Source organism: Priestia sp. P5_B4 (assembly GCF_056400385.1).
In genome coordinates this window covers 1-2,474 of the sequence record NZ_JBFULJ010000576.1, presented here as the reverse complement: position 1 = coordinate 2,474, position 2,474 = coordinate 1, and the positions used below count along the sequence as shown (strand labels likewise).

Here is a 2,474-nt window from a genome sequence, read left to right as displayed (position 1 = left end):
ATTATGGACTGTGATCCAGGTCATGATGATGCTATTGCTATTATTTTGGCTGCCGCACGACCGGAATTAGATATTTTAGCGATTACAACTGTTTCAGGAAATGCAGAAATTGAAAAAACGACGATGAATGCTTTGAAAGTGTGTGATTTAGTATCGTTACATAACGTGATTGTTTCAAAAGGAGCAAGCGAACCAATGATGCGCAGACGTGAAAACGCGCCTAGTATACACGGGGATTCAGGATTAGACGGCCCTGAGTTCCCGGCTCTCTCTCGCAGCTGGAGCGAAGAACACGGAGTAGATACTATTATACGAATGGTCAAAGAGTCAGAAGATCCCGTTACGCTTTTGCCTACCGGTCCTTTAACGAACATTGCTTTAGCTTTAATAAAAGCTCCAGAAATTAAAGAAAACATTGAAGAGATTATCCTTATGGGCGGTGGAACCTTCGGGAACTGGACGCCAACGGCTGAGTTTAACATTTGGGCAGATCCAGAAGCGGCTAAAAAAGTGTTTGATAGCGGTATTCCACTAGTAGTAATGGGGTTAGATATTACGCATCAAGCCGTTGCAACAGATAACGTTATTAACCAAGTGATGAACATTGATAATAACGTAGCAAAAAAGGTGGGTGAATTATTAGCGTTTTTTAAATCTGCCTATAAAGAAACGTTTGGCTTTGATGGTCCGCCTGTTCACGATGTATTAACCGTTGCTTATTGCATAGCTCCAGAACTATTTACGCTCAAAGAAGTTAATATTGTAGTAGAAACACGCGGAGAATACACGGCTGGAACGACTTCAGTTGATTTGCTTGGAGTTACAGGAAGGAAAGCAAATGCGAAGTTTGGTTTAACCCTTGATGTAGATGGTTTTTGGGATTTAATGATTGAGGCTCTTAACACATATTCGGCTTCGTAATGTTCATCTAGAAGATAGGTTTTATAAGATCAGCACCAGAACGTCGAGTTCGCAACTTGCTGGTGCTGACTTACTTTTATTCATACTATCTAGCTGTTTTTTTCGCTTTTTGATTGAGCATTACAGTAATGATTGAAGCAACAATAACACCTGTAATTAAACAGTTTGATATATCTTTATAAATTACTCCCATTACTGTCCCGCCTATAACGCCTACACTAATAAGTGAAATTCGCTCTCTTTGATTCATGATTTATCCCTCCATCTTTTTTAATAAAACATTTAATTTATGAAGAGCGAAGTGCAGGTCTAATTGCTCTTCTTCATTTAACTTCGCAAGATTTGCATGAAAGTTACTATAAATTCCTCTCCATTTTTCCTCTTGAATACTTTTTCCTTTAGACGTTAATGAGACTAAAACCGCACGCTTATCTCGCGGATCAGGCATTTTGATTAAATATCCTTCATTTTCTAATTCACTGATAACATTCGTTAACTGTTGTTTGGCAATATTTAACCCTTGGCTAATTTCCTTAATATTCAAATCTTTTTTTTGCATATACATAAATTCAACTACGTGATTTTGTAAATGTGTTAATTTCACTTCATTTTTATTTAAGTTCTTGAAATTTTCAAATAAAATCGGTATTAAAGCGATATATTCCTTAGCCAGCTTTTCCTTCATGAGATATCCACCTTCTTTAGTAAATATATTATTACTAAATTTGAATAAAAACAATAAAAATAGTTTATTTTAGTAAAAATATATTTACTAAAATCCATACATACTTCTAAAGTTATTTTATCCCAATCTCAACAATCGTTTCTTAATCTTATAAAAAGAGCCATAAAAAAGTAAGGAAGCACACTTCCTTACTTTCTGTTTGCAACGCCCGTTAAAAAATTCAAAAACACGTGTACGCCTGCTTTCACGGTAATTTCTCCTACATCACGCAGCGGATCTAGACATACAATGTCCATTGCTTGAACAAGCGGATGACTCCCGGCGGTGTATACTGCTTCAAACAACTCATCTGTCCTCATTCCGCCTGTCGTTCCTGCTGGAACTCCCGGTGCGTAAGCGATATCTAACACGTCCATATCAACTGTTAAATAGATCATGTCTACCTCTTTGCTCAGCTGTTTTAATGCTTCTTTCACCGTATGAGTTATTCCTGCTTTTCTTGCTTGCAGTAATGTTACATAATGGACGCCTTTGCTATCTGCATATTCCTTTAACGATTTTGAATTATAAAACCCGTGAAGTCCGATATTCCATACATGAGCTGCATCAATCGTGTTGCTTTCGATTAAATTACGTATAGGGGTTCCGTTAGAAGGACCGTTATCTTCTAAGCTGCGTAAGTCAAAGTGCGTATCAAACTGTAAAATCCCTATTTTCTGTTCGGGATATGACTCTTTCCACCCTTTTACTAACATAGCTGTAATAGAATGATCTCCTCCAAGCATAATAGGAAGCGCATGCGGATGGCATTTCCGCATAGACATCATCGCTTCTTTTATATACTGATGAGACTTCCCTATATCCGTGA

The 2,474-nt window shown here is 37.3% G+C and carries 4 protein-coding genes; 1 reads left to right on the top strand and 3 read right to left on the bottom strand.

Going from position 1 to position 2,474, the window contains the following annotated elements; genetic code table 11:
* Nucleotides 1-921, top strand: a 921-nt coding sequence (locus AC1DRF_RS23170; RefSeq protein ID WP_477741797.1) for a nucleoside hydrolase, incomplete at its 5' end; no start/stop codon positions are given.
* Between the two features lie 85 nt (nucleotides 922-1,006).
* Here the strand turns inward: AC1DRF_RS23170 and AC1DRF_RS23165 are convergent.
* The 3 genes from AC1DRF_RS23165 to AC1DRF_RS23155 form a co-directional block, all read right to left on the bottom strand.
* Nucleotides 1,007-1,171 (bottom strand): hypothetical protein, encoded by a 165-nt coding sequence (locus AC1DRF_RS23165; RefSeq protein ID WP_164797590.1) that lies wholly within the window; start codon nucleotides 1,169-1,171, stop codon nucleotides 1,007-1,009.
* A 3-nt stretch (nucleotides 1,172-1,174) separates the two neighbouring features.
* Complete coding sequence (locus AC1DRF_RS23160; protein WP_477727552.1) at nucleotides 1,175-1,606, bottom strand: MarR family winged helix-turn-helix transcriptional regulator; 432 nt, start codon at nucleotides 1,604-1,606, stop codon at nucleotides 1,175-1,177.
* Between the two features lie 188 nt (nucleotides 1,607-1,794).
* Nucleotides 1,795-2,474: agmatinase family protein (locus AC1DRF_RS23155; protein ID WP_477741796.1), on the bottom strand; the 680-nt coding region annotated here is incomplete at its 5' end.

What these genes read in the sequence shown, in the direction of transcription:
- AC1DRF_RS23165 (WP_164797590.1), bottom strand. Translation starts at nt 1,171, where the DNA reads ATGAATCAAAGAGAGCGAATTTCACTTATTAGTGTAGGCGTTATAGGC.
- AC1DRF_RS23160 (WP_477727552.1), bottom strand. Translation starts at nt 1,606, where the DNA reads ATGAAGGAAAAGCTGGCTAAGGAATATATCGCTTTAATACCGATTTTA.